This window comes from Stenotrophomonas sp. 86428_Sma (assembly GCF_056481585.1).
Map to the genome: position 1 here is coordinate 1,594,944 of NZ_CM151156.1, position 15,932 is coordinate 1,610,875.

Here is a 15,932-nt window from a genome sequence, read left to right on the forward strand (position 1 = left end):
CCATGTCCGCACAAGCTCCAGCCGCGCCCGGTGCTCCGGGTGCCCCGGCGGCGCCGGGTGCGGCCTCCGGGTTCCTGCCGCCCAGCGTCGCCCTGTGCACCGTGGGCCTGGCGATGGCGTCGTTCATGCAGGTGCTCGACACCACCATCGCCAACGTCTCGCTGCCGACCATCGCCGGTAACCTCGGCGCCAGTTCGCAGCAGGCGACCTGGGTCATCACCTCGTTCGCGGTCAGCACGGCCATCGCGCTGCCGCTGACCGGCTGGCTCAGCCGCCGCTTCGGCGAACGCAAGCTGTTCGTCTGGGCCACGCTGGCCTTCGTCATCACCTCGCTGCTGTGCGGCCTGGCGCAGAGCATGGGCATGCTGGTGCTGTCGCGTGCGCTGCAGGGTTTCGTGGCCGGCCCGATGTACCCGATCACGCAGTCGTTGCTGGTCTCGATCTATCCACGGGAGAAACGCGGGCAGGCGCTGGCGCTGCTGGCGATGATCACGGTGGTGGCGCCGATCTGCGGGCCCATCCTCGGCGGTTGGATCACCGACAACTACAGCTGGGAATGGATCTTCCTGATCAATGTGCCGCTGGGCATCTTCGCTGCGCTGGTGGTGGGCAACCAGCTGAAGGGGCGCCCGGAGCACATCGAGAAGCCGAAGATGGACTACGTCGGCCTGGTCACCCTGGTGATCGGTGTCGGTGCGCTGCAGCTGGTGCTCGACCTGGGCAACGACGAGGACTGGTTCTCGTCGATGAAGATCGTGGTGCTGGCGTGTGTGGCCGTGGTCACGCTGACGGTGTTCCTGATCTGGGAACTGACCGACAAGGATCCGATCGTCGACCTGAAGCTGTTCCGGCATCGCAACTTCCGCGCCGGTACGCTGGCGATGGTGGTGGCCTACGCGGCGTTCTTCAGCGTGGCGTTGCTGATTCCGCAGTGGTTGCAGCGTGACATGGGCTACACCGCGATCTGGGCGGGCCTGGCGACAGCGCCGATCGGCATCCTGCCGGTGATCATGACCCCGTTCGTGGGCAAGTATGCATCGCGCTTCGACATGCGCATGCTGGCTACGATTGCGTTCATTGTGTTGTCGATGACCAGCTTCCTGCGTTCGAACTTCAACCTGCAGGTGGACTACAACCATGTGGCGGGTGTGCAGCTGATCATGGGCATCGGCGTCGCGCTGTTCTTCATGCCGGTGCTGCAGATCCTGCTGTCGGACCTGGATGGGCGCGAGATCGCGGCGGGCTCAGGCCTGGCCACCTTCCTGCGCACGCTGGGTGGCAGCTTCGCGGCGTCGCTGACGACGTGGCTGTGGGCGCGGCGCACCCAGGTGCACCACGCCGACCTGACCGAGCACATCTCGGTCTATCAGCCGGGCATGCAGGACCAGGTGACAGCGATGGGGCAGGGCGACCTGCAACATGGCGCAGCGGTACTGAACAACATGATCAACCACCAGGCATCGCAGATGGGCTTCAACGACATCTTCTTCCTGCTGGGCTGGATCTTCCTGGCGATCATCGCGTTCCTGTGGCTGGCCAAACCGCCGTTTGGCGCAGGCGCAGGTGCGGCCGCCGGTGGCGGACACTGAAACTCCCTGGAAACACGTGCTGTATTTTGACCCCGCCGCAAGGCGGGGTTTTTGTTTGTGCACCGCGGGTCGCACGGGCCCTGCCGTTGGGATCGTGCCGCGGCGCAGGTTCAGCGGGTGCGATAGACGCGCTTGAACACCACCCGATCGCAGAACAATCGGGTGATGGCCCACATTCCCGCCACAAGTACGGCGCCGCATGTGAGCCAGCCAGCAGTGGCCTGCAATCGGCTGCCGACCAGTGCGCCGCAGATGATGGCGGCAACAAAGACCAGCATTACGGCCTCCTTCGATGCGCCGTAGTGGACCTCGGCCTGGCATCCCACGCATACGCGTACGCCGTGGTTCGAGCCGGTATGGCAGTGAGGGCAGATGATGCTGCGCTGCATGGGTGCGTCCTTTGGGGAAGGGGGAGGGCGCTGGTCAGGTCGTGGCGATACACCTGCAACCGGCTTCTGTAAATCTGCCTTCCACCGAAAAGGAATCGGGTAAATCTCGACTAGGAAAAGTACGAATTGAACGGCTAACGTGAAACTCGACCCAAAAGGGGGCCGTTCAAGGTCTGGTAACGACGCGCCGGGAGGAGATATGCAGCAGCAGGCGACTGCCGGGTGGTGCGAGATACGACAGTTCCAGCGGTAGATGCGATGCCAGGCTCGCCAAACCCCGGAAACGAAAAAACCCGCTTTCGCGGGTTTCATCATCTTGAGTCATGGTGCCCAGGAGAGGACTCGAACCTCCACGGTTTTACCCGCTAGTACCTGAAACTAGTGCGTCTACCAATTCCGCCACCTGGGCGACTCAGGAGATGAATTGTGCGGTACGGCAGAGGATGTGTCAACAACATTTCACACCTTTTTCTGCGGCTGCACGCCCAGGTGAAGCAGCAGGCTGCGCATTGCCGATGACAACTGCGCCCATTCGGCAAAACAGGCGCACAGGCGGCGCTGTGCCCATGCATCGGCGAGCGGTACGGCGACGGTATGCGTGCTGCGCCGATGCTGGCGGGCGATGGTCCGCGGCACGATGCCGACACCAATGCCGTGGCCGACCATGATGCATACGCCTTCGAAGGTCTTCATGCGGATGCGTACATCCAGGCGCCGCCCGATGTCGCGCGCCTGGTCCTCGATGTAGGTCTGCAGTGCATTGCCATCGGCCAGTGCGACGAAGGTCTCGCCGGCAACATCGGTGAAGGCCACGCTGCGCCGCGATGCGAAGCGGTGGTCTGCGGGCAGCAGCATCACCAGCGGATCTTCGGCGACCACATGCTGCTGCAGGCCGGCAGCGTCGACGGCATCGCTGATGATGCCGGCCTCGGCCTGGCCAGCACTGATCGCACGCACGACTTCAGGGCTGGTGCGCTCCAGCAGTTCCACGTGCAGGCGCGGGCGTTCGGCCAGCCATGGTGCGAGCCGCGAAGGCAGGTAGTTGGTCAGCGCTGCGGTGTTGGCATACAGATGCAGGGTGCCGCGCGCACCGTGCGCGAACGCCTGCAGTTCACCGCGCAGCTGTGCCTGCTGCTGCAGGATCAAGCGTGCATGGTGGGCGAGCGCGGCACCGGCTTCGGTCAGGCTGACGCCGCGTGGGTGCCGGTTCAACAGCGGGGTACCGGCATCGGCTTCGATCGTGCGCAGGCGCTCACTGGCTGAGCCCAGTGCCAGGTTTGCCTGCGCGGCACCGGCCGTGATGCTGCCCGCCTCGGCAATGGCCAGGAACAGGCGCAGGTCGGCGATATCCATCCGCATGTGATGCCCTCATCGCAACGCCTGCGCCTTCGGATCAGCCGAAGGCGAGGCCGGGAAGACCGCATTGTGCGCCGAGCGGCCGGCCGATCCAATGAAGGCATGAATGAATCGATGTACTTCTACGTGCTGCTGGTGGTGGTGTTCGTGCTGGCCGGTGTGGTCAAGGGCGTGACCGGCATGGGGTTGCCGACAGTGGCGATGGGTCTGCTCGGTGGCGCGCTGTCGCCGGTGGCGGCGGCATCGATGCTGTTCATCCCCACCTTCGTCACCAATGCGTGGCAGCTGTTGTCCGGCCCCTCACTGGGCCACATCGTGCGGCGCCTGTGGCCGATGATGCTGGCCGTGGTGGTGGTGACGCTGGGTTCGGCGGCGCTGCTGGTGCGGGTCGATCGCACCTGGTCGCGTGTTGCGCTGGGCGTTGCGCTGGTGGTTTATGCGGCCTATGCCCTGCTTGCGCCGGTGTTCCGCGTGCCGCAGCGGCGCGAGCGATGGCTGGGGCCGCTGGTGGGGGCGTTGTCGGGTGTGGTGACCGGCGCCACCGGCGTGTTCGTGATGCCGGCGGTGCCGTACCTGCAGTCGCTGGGGTTGCAGCGCGAGGAGCTGGTGCAGGCGCTGGGACTGGCGTTCACTGTGTCGACGATTTCGCTGACCACTGGCCTGGTGCTGCACGGCGCATTCGGCATCCAGCAGCTGGGGCTGAGTACGCTGGCGGTGCTGCCGGCATTGCTGGGCATGTGGCTGGGGCAGGTGATCCGGCAGCGCATCAGTGCGCGGGTGTTCCGCGCCTGCTTCCTGGGTTTCCTGCTGCTGCTCGGGCTGGAGCTGGTGCTGCGGCCGCTGTTGTGATGCCGGCCGCCGGTCGCGGCGATGCCGAATCACGGGCATGAAAAAACCCGCTTTCGCGGGTTTTTCTCATTCTCGACGTGGTGCCCAGGAGAGGACTCGAACCTCCACGGTTTTACCCGCTAGTACCTGAAACTAGTGCGTCTACCAATTCCGCCACCTGGGCGTCGAGGAGCGAGATTATGGGGTGTTGTTACGGGGGTGTCAACACCCTTGTGAAGATCATTGCCGATACCGGGTCGGAGTTCCTTCCTGGAGGAGTAAGAGTCGAGCCTCAGGGCCGGATTACAGGCAAAAAAAAATCCCCGCCGAAGCGAGGAGTTTTTTCGTTGGTGCCCAGGAGAGGACTCGAACCTCCACGGTTTTACCCGCTAGTACCTGAAACTAGTGCGTCTACCAATTCCGCCACCTGGGCGTTCCAGAGGCGCAATTGTGAAGATGAATCCGCAGGCTGTCAACGACTTCCTGAATATTTTTCATGCAAGGCCTTCAAGACAGCCGCTGACCCGTTCTGCACGCCGTCAGCGGCTACCATGTAGGGCGATGACTACCAAAAAACCAAGCAAGGGCGGGAGCATCTCCCGCAGCCAGGCCCCGAAGAAGGGCGCCAAGGCGGGCACGGCCCGCACCACCAAGCCGGGCAAGCCGTTGCCGGGCTGGTTCCCCGAATTGAATGAAGGCGGCGCACCACCGCGTGGTCGCAAGGTCCGCAGCGCCGATGCCGCCGCTCCGGGCCCGGCCCCGGGCCGCAAGCTGCCGCCGACCGGCAAGGTGATCGACGATCCCTATGCCGCCCGCGAAGCCGAGAAGTACGAACAGCCCATCGCCAGCCGCGAGGCCATCCTGGCCCTGCTGGAGCGCTGCGAAGGGCCGCAGACCGCCGAAGAACTGGGCGCGCGCCTGGGCCTGACCGCGCCGGACCGGGCCGAGGCGCTGTCGCGCCGGCTCGGTGCCATGGTCCGCGACGGCCAGTTGGTGCAGAACCGTCGCGGCGGTTTCGCCCCGATCCAGACCCTGAATCTGGTCACCGGCGTGGTGATTGCCAACCCGGAAGGGTTCGGTTTCCTGCGCCCGGTCGAGGGCGGTGACGACCTGTTCCTGCCGCCGTATGAAATGCGCAAGGTCATGCACGGCGACAAGGTGCTGGCCCGTGTGACCGGCATCGACCATCGTGGCCGTCGCGAAGGCAGCATCGCCCGCGTGCTCGAGCGCGGCATGACCCGCCTGATCGGCCGCTTCAGCATCGAGATGGGCATCAACTACGTGGTGCCCGACGACAAGCGCGTGCAGCGCAACGTGCAGGTGCCGCCGGACCAGACCGGTGGTGCGCGCGATGGCCAGCTGGTGGTCTGTGAACTGACCCAGGCGCCGGACAGCCGCCGCCCGCCGATCGGCCGCATCATCGCCGTGCTCGGCGACAAGCTGACCGCTTCGCTGGTGGTGGAGACCGCCATCCACGGCCACGAGCTGCCGTTCGAGTTCCCGCAGGAGGTGCTGGACGAAGCCGCCTCGGTGCCGCTGGTGGTCGAGCCGGCGATGATCGGCGACCGCGTCGACCTGCGCAGCACGCCGCTGGTCACCATTGACGGCGAGGATGCGAAGGACTTCGACGACGCGGTGTATTGCGAGCCGAATGCCGAGGGTTTCCGCCTGGTGGTGGCGATCGCCGATGTCTCGAACTACGTGCGCCCCGGCACGCCCCTGGATGAGGAGGCGCAGAAGCGCGCCACCTCGGTGTACTTCCCGGGCTTCGTGGTGCCGATGCTGCCGGAGACGCTGTCCAACGGCATCTGCTCGCTGATGCCGAAGGTCGACCGCATGTGCTTTGTCTGCGACATGCAGATCGACCGCGACGGCCTGGTCACGCATTCGCGCTTCTACGAGGCGGTGATGAACTCGCACGCGCGCCTGACCTACACCCAGGTGTGGAAGGCGGTGGGCGAGGACGATGCCGATACCAAGGCCTGGATGGGCGACCTGCTGCCGCAGGTGCAGCGCCTGCACCAGCTGTACAAGGTGCTGTCCAAAGCACGTGCCAAGCGCGGCGCCATCGAGTTCGAAAGCAGCGAAGTGCGCTTCGTGCTGGACAACCGCGGTGAAGTCACCCAGGCCGGCATGCTGGTGCGCAACGACGCACACAAGCTGATCGAGGAATGCATGATCGCGGCCAACGTCGAGGCGGCCAGGTACCTGCTGTCGCGCCACGTGCCGGCCCCGTACCGCATCCACGAGAAGCCGCCGGAAACCAAGTACGCCGACCTGCTGGAATTCCTCAAGGAGTTCAAGCTGAGCCTGCCGCCGTGGTCCAAGGTGCGTCCGGGCGATTACACCAAGCTGCTGAAGAAGATCCGGGATCGTCCTGATGCCACGTTGCTGGAATCGGTGCTGCTGCGCAGCCAGAGTCTGGCGATCTACAGCCCGGAGAATCACGGTCACTTCGGCCTGGCGCTGGAGGCGTACGCGCACTTCACCTCGCCGATCCGTCGCTACCCTGACCTGCTGGTGCACCGCGCGATCAAGCACGCGCTGTCCGGCAAGCCGCTGGACAAGTTCACCTACAACGCACGCGAAATGGCTGCGCTGGCGCTGCAGTGCTCCGAGCGTGAGCGCCGTGCCGATGAGGCCGAGCGCGAGGTCGACGAGCGCTACCGCGCCGCGTGGATGGAAAAGCACGTAGGCGGGCAGTTCGACGGTGTGATCAGTGGCGTGACCAGCTTCGGCCTGTTCGTGGAACTGGACGAGTCAAAGGTGCAGGGCCTGGTCCATGTGACCCAGCTGCCGCAGGACTATTACAAGTTCGACGCGACCCGCAAGACGCTGACCGGCGAGCGCCGTGGCAGCAGCTACCGGCTGGGGGATCGCGTGCGCATCCTGGTGCTGAAGGCCAGCATGGAAGAGCGCAAGATCGACTTCCGCCTGGTCGAGCACAAGGGTGAGGATGAAGGCGATGGTCTGCCGCCGCTGCCCGAGCGTGGCAAGCCGGCCAAGCGCACCAAGAAGCAGTATTGAAAGGTGTGCCGACCAACGGTCGGCACCCACCTCACCCGGTCGGCACCCACCTCACCCGGTAGGTGCCAACCGTTGGTTGGCACGACGTTTCGGAGGAACTCACAATGCAGGGCCAACCCGAATACAGCGGCGGCTGCCAGTGCGGCGCGATCCGCTTCCAGGCGCGAGGCGAGCTGACCGACAGCTCGATCTGCCATTGCCGGATGTGCCAGAAGGCCTTCGGTGCCTACTATGCGCCGCTGGTGTCGGTGCGCGGCGTGCAGTTCAGCTGGACCCGCGGCCAGCCACGCTATTTCCAGTCGTCCAACGTGGTGCGGCGTGGCTTCTGCGCCGACTGCGGAACGCCCCTGACCTACGAAGCCCCGGATGGCGTGGCCGTGGCCGCCGGTGCCTTCGACGAGCCGGAACGCCTGCCACCGACCATCCAGTACGGGGTGGAGCGCAAGCTGCCGTTCGTCGACAGTTTGTCCAGCCTGCCGGCGCGGCGTACCGAGGAAGACATCGCGGCGCTGGAGTTCCTGGCCACCATCGTGTCCCACCAGCACCCCGACCACGACACCCCGCACTGGCCGCCGCGCAGCCGCTCCGCCGAAGGCTGAGCGGCGGGTAGCGCCGGGCCGTGCCCGGCGAGCGCGCAGCGCGGTCGGCGCCGATGCTCTACCATAGCCACCCCCTTTCCGGTCCCCGCCCGCATGAGCAAGAACAGCCAGTGGATTGTCGGCGTCAACGCCGTCGCCTCCTCCATCGAGAACGACGCCGAGAACGTCCGCGAAGTGCTGGTCGAGGCCGGTGCGAAGAACCCGCGCCTGACCGAGATCGAGGAAAACGCCCGCCGCAAGGGCATCGACGTGCGCAAGGTGAACAGCCAGGCGCTGGACGGTGTCGGCGGTTCGGTACGCCACCAGGGCGTGGCCGCGCGCTATGCCGCCGCCCGCACCTACAGCGAGAACGAGCTGGAAGGCCTGGTCACTGCAGCCGAGGGCAAGGCCCTGCTGCTGGTGCTGGACGAGGTGCAGGACCCGCACAACCTGGGCGCCTGCCTGCGCTCGGCCGCTGCCGCCGGCGCCACTGCAGTGATCATCCCCAAGGACAAGTCGGCCACGGTCAATGCCACCGTGCGCAAGACCTCGGCCGGTGCCGCCGATCTGATCCCGGTGGTGGCGGTGACCAACCTGTCGCGCTGCCTGAAGGACCTGCAGAAGCAGGGCGTGTGGATTTACGGCCTGGCCGGCGAAGCCACCGCCTCGCTGTACCAGCTGGACCTGAAGGGCAACATCGCCCTGGTGCTGGGCGGTGAAGCCGATGGCCTGCGCCGCCTGACCCGCGAGAACTGCGATGGCCTGGTCAAGATCCCGATGCCGGGCGAGATCGAGAGCCTGAACGTCTCCGTCGCTGCCGGTGTCAGCCTGTTCGAGGCCGTGCGCCAGCGCGGTTGATCGGCTTTCCGGTAGCGCTGGGCCATGCCCGGCGGATTGCTTCGCCGGGCATGGCCCGGCGCTACCGGCGATCCGATTCACGCATGGCGTGGATCGGCCGTGTCGACCAAGGTCGACACCTACCGGTAGTCGCCAACCTTGGTTGGCGCTCTTGCCGCCTCACCCCGCGCTGCCGCCCAGTGCCTTGAACAAGGTCACATCGTTGTTCAGCTGGCCCTGGCGCACGCGCGCCAGCGACAGCTCGGCATCGCGCCGGGTCTGCTGCGCTTCCAGCCAGGTGCGCAGGTCGGTGGCACCCACGCGGTAGCGCACTTCCTGCGCCCGTTCCACTTCCACCGCTTCGTCGTACGAAGCCTGCGAGGCCGCCACCTGGCGCGCCAGCTGCTCGCGTGCCGACAGCGCGTTGTCCACTTCCGAGAGCGCGGTATACAGCGTCTTGCGGAAATTGGTCGCGGCGATCTGGTAGGCGGTGCCGGCGATATCGGTATCCAGCTGCGCGCGCTGCAGGTTGAGGAACGGAAGCGACAGGCCGGCGCCCAGCGTGGCCACCGGGTTGCGCAGCACGTCACCCAGCGACGTTGCACTGGAGCCGAGGCTGCCGGTCAGGCTCAGCGCCGGGTAGTACTGGGTAGCGGTCACCTTGATGGTCTTCAGGCTGTTGCGCAGGCGCAGTTCGGCCGCGCGCAGGTCGGGACGGCGACCGAGCAGGTCGGTCGGCAGGCCCTCCGCGATGCTGGGGCTGCGTGCGCCGAGCAGGTCCTGCGGTTCGTCCTGCTGCGGCCAGGGCGTGCCGTCCAGCAGCACGGTCAGTGCATTGCGGGCCTCCACCCGCTGCTGTTCCAGCGCACTCTGCGAGGAACGCTGCGACTGCAGGTTCTGCAGTGCCTGGCGTACTTCCAGGCGCGATACTGCACCGGCGTCGAAGCGGGCCTGGACCAGTTCGCGGGTACGTTCCAGCCGCTCCAGGTTGGCCTGGCCGGTGGCGATGGACTGGTTGAGATAGGCCAGGTTCCAGTATTGGTTGATGGTGTCGCTGATCACCAGCAGCGCGGTGTTCTGCCGGTCTTCCTCGCTGGCCTCGGCTTCCCAGCGGGCGATGTCGCGCTGGGTGCGCAGGCGGCCCCACAGGTCCACTTCCCAGCCCAGCGAGACGCCGGTGGAATAGCTGCGGCGCCAGTCGTCGGCCTGGTCGGTGGCGCGGCTGGCGCTACCACTCACACCTGAAGACGAAGGCTGCGGCCACAACGCGTTGCTGGCCAGGCCGGCCTGCAGACGCGAACGCTGCACGGCCAGGCCAGCGGCGGCAAGATCGCTGTTGGCGGCCAGCGCCTGCGCCACCAGACGGTCGAGACGTTCATCGCCGAAACCGGTCCACCAAGTGTCCTGGCGGATGTCGCGGCCCGGAGTATCCAGGCTGCTGCGCGGATCGTCGGCCGGCGCATTGAGGGTGGCGTCGCCACGACCGTAGGTCGCCGCCACGTCGGGGGCCTGCACCGGATAGCGGCCCATCGATGCGCAGCCGGACAGGGCGAGCAGTACAGCGCCCGCCAGCAGCAGGCGCGAGGGGGCAGGGAAGGGCAGTCGGGTCATCATCTTCATTCGCGGGCCAGGGCCTCCACCGGGTCGAGCTGCGCGGCGTTACGCGCGGGCAGGAAGCCGAACGCCACGCCGATCAAGGTCGAGCAGGCGAAGGCGGCGACGATCGAGGCGGTGGAGAACAGCACCTGGAAGTCGCTGGCGAAGCGGCCGATCATCGAGCCCAGCAGCAGGGCCAGGCCGATGCCGAGCACGCCGCCGAGCAGGCACACCAGCACTGCTTCGATCAGGAACTGCTGGCGGATATCACTCTGCCGTGCACCGACGGCCATGCGCACGCCGATCTCGCGGGTACGCTCGGTCACCGACACCAGCATGATGTTCATCACGCCGATACCACCGACCAGCAGTGCGATGGCGGCGATGGCGCCGATCAGCAGGGTCATCGTGCGCGTGGTCTGCTCGATGGTCTGGCGGATCTCGGCGCTGTTGCTGAGGAAGAAGTCCTCGGTGCCATGGCGCATGGTCAACAGTCGGGTGATCGCTTCCTGTGCGGCATCCATCGGCGTGGCGTCGTCCACGCGCACGGTGATGCTGGACACGTGGCTCTGGCCGAGCATGCGCGACATCACCGTGGTGTACGGCAGCCACACGCTCAGGCTGGTGCTGCCGCCGAACCCGAAGCTCTGGCGCTTGGCCACGCCGACCACGCGCGCCGGCACGTTGCCGAGCAGGATCACCTGGCCGATCGGATCGACATCGGGGAAGAACTGGGTCTGGGTGTTCTCGTCGATCACCGCCACCTGGCCGAGGCCCTTCACTGCATCGGCATCGAAGAAGCTGCCGCTGAGCAGGGTCACGCCCTTGACCCGGAAGAACTGCTCGCCGACGCCGCTGACCTGGGCGGTGGAGGACTGGTTGCGGTAACGCGCGGTGACCGAGGTCGACACGCTGGGCGTGGAGCTGTCGACGTAGCTCTGCCGGGCCAGCGCATCGGCATCACTGGCTTTGAGCGTCTGCACGCGGGCCGAGCGCATGTCGCCGAAACCACGGCCGGGGTAGACATCGATGGTGTTGGTGCCGAGCGCGCTGATGTTCTGCAGGATCTGCTGCTGCGAGCCGTTGCCCAGCGCCACCACCGAGACCACCGAGGCGATGCCGATGATGATGCCAAGCATGGTCAGGAAGGTGCGCAGCCGATGTGCATTCATCGCCAGCAACGCCATGCGGAATGCTTCGGTGAAGCGGTCGCGCGCGGCTCGCCAGCTGTTGCCGCGGGCGACGCCGGTGCTGGCCTCGCGCTGCGCGCGGTAGGTCGGTGCATTCGGGTTGGCGCGGTCGGCGATGATCTCGCCGTCGCGGATCTCGATGATGCGCTGCGCGTGTTCGGCCACGCTCATGTCGTGGGTGACGATGATGATGGTGTGGCCTTCGGCGTGCAGCTCGCCGAGGATCGCCATCACTTCCTCGCCGGATTTGGTGTCCAGCGCGCCGGTCGGTTCGTCGGCCAGGATCACCTCGCCGCCGTTCATCAGGGCACGGGCGATCGACACGCGCTGCTGCTGGCCGCCGGACAGCTGGCCCGGCTTGTGGTGCATGCGGTCGCTCAGGCCCAGCCGCTGCAGCAGCTGCTCGGCACGCGCGTTGCGCACCGGGCCGGGGCTGCCGGCGTACACCGCCGGCACTTCCACGTTGCCGCGCGCATCGAGGTCGCCCAACAGGTGGTAGCGCTGGAAGATGAAGCCGAAATGCTCGCGGCGCAGTTCGGCCAGCTCGTCCGGCTCCATCTTCCCGGTTTCGCGGCCGGCCACCTGGTAGCTGCCACGGGTGGGACGATCGAGGCAGCCGAGGATGTTCATCAGCGTCGACTTGCCCGAGCCGGACTGGCCGACGATGGCCACCATCTCACCGGCGTGGATGTCCAGGTTGACGTCGCGCAGCACGGCGATCACATCGTCGCCGGCCGGGAATTCGCGTCGCAGGTCGCGCAGGCGCAGCAGCGGCGCCGTCGTGCTCATCGGCGCCCCATGCCCGGGCCACCGACCCGCATCTGCATGCCGCCGCGGTTGCCGCCGCCGGCGCTGGCACCGGCCGCACCGGCTTCGCCGACCACCACGCGCTCGCCTTCCTTCAGTCCCGACAGGATCTCGGCCGAGGCGCCGTTGTTGATGCCCACGGTAACCTTGCGCGGCTGCGGCTGGCCCTTGTCGTCCAGCACCCGCACCATGCGCTCGTCGCCACGGCGCTTCGGCCCCAGTGCCACTGCCGGCACCATCAGCACGCCCTTGGCCTGCTTCAGCAATACCGAGACCTGTGCGGTCATGTCGATGCGCAGGGTGCCATCCGGATTCTCCACGTCGAACAACGCGTTGTAGTAGACCGCGCTGCTGGAACTGGAACTGGACGAACTGCTGGAACTGGACGAACTCTCGTTGGCGATCGAGGCCGGCGCCGGATTGATCTGGCGCAGCGTGGCGTGGTACTTGCGGTCCGGGTCGCCCAGCGTGGTGAAGTACACCGGCATGCCGGCCTTGATCTTGACCACGTCGGCCTCGGAGATCTCGGCATTGACGGTGACCACGTCCAGCCGTGCCAGCATGACGATGGTCGGTGCGGTCTGGTTGGCGTTCACGGTGCGACCTTCCTCGGCCACCACCGCCACCACGGTGCCGTCCATCGGCGCGGTGATGCGGGTGTAGGCCAGGTTGGCGCGGGCGGTGCCCAGCTCGGTTTCGCGGCCCTTGATCTGCGCCTCGTAGGACTGCAGCTGGGCACGGGCGGTCTTCAGCTGCGCCTCGGCGGCATCGTATTCCTGGCGCGAGGTGGCCTCGGCGGCCAGCATCTGCTGCTGGCGCGCGAATTCCAGTTCGGCCTGGCGCAGGGTGGCCTGCTGCACGGCGCGCTGGGCGGTGACCTGGTCCAGCGAGGCCTGCGCATTGAGCACCTGGTTCTGCTGGGTGGTGGCGTCGATCTCGGCGATCAGGTCGCCTTCCTTCACGGTGTCGCCTAGCTGCACCTTCAGCGACTTGATCTGGCCCGAGGCCTGGGCACCGACGCTGACCAGCTTGTAGGCGTCGATCACGCCAGTGGCTTCCACCGTCTGCTCGATGTCACCGCGGCTGACCGGCGTGGTCGCCACCGCCGGGGCGGCGGGCTTGCGCAGCAGCCACCAGGCGGCTGCGGCAACGGCAAGGGCGAGCAGGGCGATCAGTATCAGGCGACCCCGGCGGGTCGCGGGCAGCAGGCGGAACGTCACGTCGTGGCTTCACTCTCGGGGCCGCGGTGGCGGCGTTGGTGGGCATTGTGAAGACCGGGCGATGGGCGGCTCAATCCTCGGGGTATGTCTCTATGTAACACTGTCGGTGAATACGCGTAACCACAGGTATCCCGCCCATGGCTGGATACACTGGTACGCATTGCCCCGGATGCGGTTCAGCTGCCGACACGGGATGATCGCGACATGGAGACTGAAAACACGATGCATCGACTGCTGATCGTCGACGACGACAACGACATCCGCACCCTGCTGGCCGAACAGCTCGGCCGGGCCGGCTACCAGGTGAGCACGGCCGCAGACGGCACCGCCATGCGCCAGCTGCTGGACCGCGAACACGTGGACCTGATCGTGCTCGACCTCAACCTGCCGCGCGAGGATGGCCTGACCCTGTGCCGCGACCTGCGCGCGCGCTCGAACACACCGGTGATCATGCTGACCGCGCGTGCCGAGCCGATCGACCGCGTGCTGGGCCTGGAAATGGGCGCCGACGACTACCTGGCCAAGCCGTTCGAACCGCGCGAGCTGCTGGCACGCATCCGCAACGTGCTGCGCCGGACCGAGGCGCTGCCGGCGAACCTGGAGCCGCTGGCGGTGCGCCGTGCGCGCTTCTCGCGCTGGGTGTTCGATCTGGAGCATCGCCACCTGGTCGATCCGGACGATCGCGTGGTGGTGCTGTCCGGCGCCGAGTTCCGCCTGCTGCGGGTGTTCATCGCCCACGCCAACAAGGTGCTGTCGCGCGAGCAGCTGGTCGCGCTCAGCAGCGGCCGCAACTACGAGGCACAGGACCGCGCCATTGATCTGCAGGTCAGCCGGCTGCGCAACAAGCTGGGTGACGACGGTGGCCCGGACGGACTGATCAAGACCGTTCGCAACGAAGGCTATGTACTGGCCTCCTCGGTGAACCTGGAATAAGCCGCGATGAAGCGCCTGCGCCATTTCCTGTCCTCGATGGTCGGGCGGTTGTTCGTGATCCTGCTGCTGGGCATGAGCGTGGCCGCGATCGGCGCGACCATGCTGGCCACCTCCAAGCGCCAGCAGGAGTTCGAGCGGCAGAACCTGAACCGCATCGCCGACCGCCTCCAGGGCTACGTCAACCTGCTCGACGGCAACCCCGAACTGCGCGAGCGCCTGCTCGAAATCGGTGGGCCGAGCGTGCGTGCGCTGCAACCCGGCGCACGCCTGGGGCGGGCCGATACCGCGTTGATGGAAGTACTCGATGACCGGCCCGGGCCGGTCGCACGCGCGCATGTGCACTTCGCTTCGTTCCGCTCCTGCATTCCCAAGCTGCAGGACCTGCTGCCCCCGCCGCCACCGGGGCATCGAAAGCATCCGCGCGAACGTGATCCGGCGTTCATCCCGCCCAAGTGCCGTGCGGTCGACGTGACCCTCAACGACGGCACGCTGCTGAAGCTGGCGCTGGATTCGCCGGCGGTGGCACACAACGGGATCCTCGCCGTGGACCCGTGGTTCCTGACCCTGCTGGTGCTCGCGATTGCGGTGCTGGCCTATATCGTCGCGCGCATGGCCAGCGCGCCGCTGCAGGAACTGGCCGCAGCCGCCGAAGACCTGGGCGACGACCTGCAGCGCGATCCACTGCCGCTGCGCGGCCCGCGCGAAATGCAGCGCGCCGCCGAAGCCTTCAACGCCATGCAGCATCGCCTGCAGCGGCACCTGGCCGAGCGCACGCAGATGCTGGCGGCGATCACCCATGACCTGCAGACCCCGCTGACCCGGCTGCGCCTGCGCCTGGAGAATGTCAGCGACGAGGTGCTGCGTGAGCGCCTGATCGGCGATCTGGCCGCGATGCAGGCGTTGGTGCGCGAAGGCCTGGAGCTGGCGCGCAGCGCGGAGAGCGCCGAGCAGCGCGCCGCACTGGACCTGGATTCGCTGCTGGAGAGCATCGTTGAAGACACGGCCGAGGGCGGCGGAGATGTCGTCTTTGAAGGTGGCAGCGGAGCGGTGTTGATGTTGCGTCCGCTGGCCATGCATCGCCTGTTTTCCAACCTGGTGGACAACGCGGTGATGTATGCCTACCGGGTGCGGGTACGGGTCGAGCGTAGTGGTGGCGCGATCACCGTGGTGGTGGCCGATGACGGCCCGGGCCTGGCCGAGGATCAGCTGGAAGCCGTGTTCGACCCGTTCGTGCGGGTGGAAACCTCGCGTTCGCGCGAAACCGGCGGCGCCGGTCTGGGCCTCACCATCGCCCGCGCCCTGGCTGGGAAAGACGGGGCGCGGCTGTGGCTGCGCAACCGCGTCGAAGGCGGGCTGGAGGCGGTAGTGCAGTGGCCGGCCAGTGCACAGGTGACGCCGCCGGGCCGCGCGGGCTGAGCCTTCGCGGCTGGCGATGGTGACGCCCTTGGCCGGGTTTGGCCTATCATCTGCGCATCTTCCCAGTTCCCCCCCCATGAGCCAGCCCGTTCCCGCCGGCATGCCGTCCCGCGCTGCCCGGCAGTTCCCGCATGCTGCCAGGCCCGGCAGCCCTGCCTGGCCGCCG

Annotated in this window: 12 protein-coding genes and 3 tRNA genes; 7 read left to right on the forward strand and 8 right to left on the reverse strand. The window is 67.0% G+C overall.

Going from position 1 to position 15,932, the window contains the following annotated elements; translation table 11 throughout:
- Positions 1-2: 2 nt before the first annotated feature.
- Entirely contained in the window at positions 3-1,589 is a 1,587-nt protein-coding gene (emrB, locus tag ACZK3J_RS07235) for a multidrug efflux MFS transporter permease subunit EmrB (protein WP_032127920.1), read from the forward strand.
- Between the two features lie 110 nt (positions 1,590-1,699).
- Here the strand turns inward: emrB and ACZK3J_RS07240 are convergent, their stop codons facing one another.
- From ACZK3J_RS07240 to ACZK3J_RS07250, 3 genes are all read right to left on the reverse strand, one after another.
- Positions 1,700-1,978 carry a hypothetical protein gene (locus ACZK3J_RS07240; RefSeq protein WP_049461950.1) on the reverse strand — a complete coding sequence of 93 codons (279 nt, stop codon included), beginning with the start codon at positions 1,976-1,978 and terminating at the stop codon, positions 1,700-1,702.
- A 324-nt stretch (positions 1,979-2,302) separates the two neighbouring features.
- Positions 2,303-2,387: transfer RNA gene (locus ACZK3J_RS07245), tRNA-Leu, on the reverse strand.
- 50 nt (positions 2,388-2,437) lie between these two features.
- Positions 2,438-3,337 carry a LysR family transcriptional regulator gene (locus ACZK3J_RS07250; RefSeq protein ID WP_121503834.1) on the reverse strand — a complete coding sequence of 300 codons (900 nt, stop codon included), beginning with the start codon at positions 3,335-3,337 and terminating at the stop codon, positions 2,438-2,440.
- A 99-nt stretch (positions 3,338-3,436) separates the two neighbouring features.
- On the opposite strand from ACZK3J_RS07250, the gene ACZK3J_RS07255 reads away from it, so the two are divergent.
- A complete protein-coding gene (locus ACZK3J_RS07255) occupies positions 3,437-4,183 on the forward strand; it encodes a sulfite exporter TauE/SafE family protein (RefSeq protein WP_107433349.1) in 747 nt (248 codons plus the stop codon).
- Between the two features lie 78 nt (positions 4,184-4,261).
- Here the strand turns inward: ACZK3J_RS07255 and ACZK3J_RS07260 are convergent.
- Positions 4,262-4,346, reverse strand: a tRNA-Leu gene (locus ACZK3J_RS07260).
- Between the two features lie 164 nt (positions 4,347-4,510).
- A tRNA-Leu gene (locus ACZK3J_RS07265) sits at positions 4,511-4,595 on the reverse strand.
- Positions 4,596-4,723: 128 nt separating this feature from the next.
- On the opposite strand from ACZK3J_RS07265, the gene rnr reads away from it, so the two are divergent.
- The 3 genes from rnr (at position 4,724) to rlmB (ending at position 8,625) form a co-directional block, all read left to right on the forward strand.
- Positions 4,724-7,189, forward strand: a complete 2,466-nt coding sequence (rnr, locus tag ACZK3J_RS07270; protein ID WP_478476684.1) for a ribonuclease R — start codon at positions 4,724-4,726, stop codon at positions 7,187-7,189.
- Between the two features lie 104 nt (positions 7,190-7,293).
- The gene (locus ACZK3J_RS07275) at positions 7,294-7,788 is read left to right on the forward strand and encodes a GFA family protein (protein WP_049463609.1); all 495 of its coding nucleotides are present in this window, start codon (positions 7,294-7,296) and stop codon (positions 7,786-7,788) included.
- Between the two features lie 93 nt (positions 7,789-7,881).
- Positions 7,882-8,625, forward strand: coding sequence for a 23S rRNA (guanosine(2251)-2'-O)-methyltransferase RlmB (gene rlmB / locus ACZK3J_RS07280; RefSeq protein ID WP_005408775.1), 744 nt, complete (start codon positions 7,882-7,884; stop codon positions 8,623-8,625).
- 159 nt (positions 8,626-8,784) lie between these two features.
- Here rlmB and ACZK3J_RS07285 read toward each other — a convergent pair whose 3' ends face one another.
- Genes ACZK3J_RS07285 through ACZK3J_RS07295 form a run of 3 tightly spaced genes read right to left on the reverse strand, consistent with a single transcriptional unit; the run spans position 8,785 to position 13,417 of the window.
- Entirely contained in the window at positions 8,785-10,224 is a 1,440-nt protein-coding gene (locus ACZK3J_RS07285) for an efflux transporter outer membrane subunit (protein ID WP_049463608.1), read from the reverse strand.
- Positions 10,221-12,179 (reverse strand): MacB family efflux pump subunit, encoded by a 1,959-nt coding sequence (locus ACZK3J_RS07290; RefSeq protein WP_032127910.1) that lies wholly within the window; start codon positions 12,177-12,179, stop codon positions 10,221-10,223. The genes ACZK3J_RS07285 and ACZK3J_RS07290 overlap by 4 nt, the downstream gene beginning before the upstream one ends.
- A complete protein-coding gene (locus tag ACZK3J_RS07295) occupies positions 12,176-13,417 on the reverse strand; it encodes an efflux RND transporter periplasmic adaptor subunit (protein WP_032127909.1) in 1,242 nt (413 codons plus the stop codon). The genes ACZK3J_RS07290 and ACZK3J_RS07295 overlap by 4 nt, the downstream gene beginning before the upstream one ends.
- A 204-nt stretch (positions 13,418-13,621) precedes the next feature.
- On the opposite strand from ACZK3J_RS07295, the gene ACZK3J_RS07300 reads away from it, so the two are divergent.
- A complete protein-coding gene (locus ACZK3J_RS07300; protein WP_005408779.1) occupies positions 13,622-14,350 on the forward strand; it encodes a response regulator in 729 nt (242 codons plus the stop codon).
- A 6-nt stretch (positions 14,351-14,356) separates the two neighbouring features.
- The gene (locus ACZK3J_RS07305) at positions 14,357-15,766 is read left to right on the forward strand and encodes an ATP-binding protein (protein ID WP_478476685.1); all 1,410 of its coding nucleotides are present in this window, start codon (positions 14,357-14,359) and stop codon (positions 15,764-15,766) included.
- Positions 15,767-15,932 lie beyond the last annotated feature (166 nt).